This window comes from Paenibacillus cisolokensis (genome assembly GCF_050481165.1).
Lineage (GTDB): Bacteria > Bacillota > Bacilli > Paenibacillales > Paenibacillaceae > Paenibacillus_AH > Paenibacillus_AH cisolokensis.
The window spans coordinates 1-1,052 of the sequence record NZ_JBCNFP010000210.1 but is presented as its reverse complement, the minus strand read 5'-3'; the positions used below and the strand labels follow the sequence as shown (position 1 = coordinate 1,052).

Annotated in this window: 1 pseudogene; it reads right to left on the bottom strand. The window is 41.3% G+C overall.

The window, feature by feature from the left end:
• Positions 1-459: pseudogene (locus ABEV74_RS23105) on the bottom strand (IS4 family transposase); the annotation flags it as partial.
• Positions 460-1,052: the final 593 nt, after the last annotated feature.

The following is a 1,052-nucleotide window of genomic DNA, read 5'->3' as shown; positions in this document are numbered from 1 at the left end:
CGTGAGCATCCGAAACCCTTTATAGTAGCAGCCGGTCGCATGGTCCTTAAACCTGGAAAGCAGTTCCACCGTCTTGCTGCGATTCCGCTCAAACATAGAGTCGTCGACCACAAATACGGATACGCGATCCTTTCTGGTCAATGCTTGAACCTTATCAATGGTGGAGGAACCCAGCAACAACAAAAACCGACGCCATGCGTAGCCACTATGGTTGAGAAAGCGATAGACTGCGTCTTTGCCAGGAAATGATTCTCCTTTCTCGCTTTCTAGCAAACGAAACCAGTTCTTGTGATGAAACAAGAGCACAAATACAAAGACAAGCTGGAATAAAAACGAACAGGTATAACCGAACTTCTTCTTGAAGCCTGCTGCTTTCAAGTGCTGAAGCACTTTCAGTTCTTGAAAAGCAGGCTTTAATTCGTTTGGTAGTTGATTCAGGTGCACGTTTTGCTCTATCATGATGGAAGACACCTCTTCTGTATGGTAGTGGAAGTCGTCACTCTCACTTTACCAAACGAAGCGGTGTTTTTCTATTTTACAATTCCCGTATTGAATTCATCGTTTATCCAGTCACAACATGCAGTTGAGCCGATTTTCGCTCTGCGAAAGTTGAGTTAATAGGAAGGAATTTACTTTTTTATGTCAAAATTAACTTTTGAGGGGCGGCCTGGATTTACACAACACTCAATTCCTTTGGTTAGGGGAGGTGAATTTCCGCTATAGTAGAGGGAGTGTCTAAGATTAGGGTAGCCCCCCCCTTCAAGTTCATTTTTTTGAAACGGAGTGGTGAATATCCAGTAAAATACCAACGATCATGGCCAAATAGACTTCCGAAAAGACTATTTTATCATGTACGGCAAACGACAGAAGGCATCCCAAAATCAAAAAAGTCAGAATGTTTGTATACTTTCTCATCAACACTTCACACCTTTCCAAACTAGGTTGTATTAAAGTTATCATGGTTGTCAATTTAAAATCAAACTGGATTTATTAAAGCGGACGTACAAAAACTGATGAAAGTGGTGAATTTTGTTGAACATGAAATCGGAAAG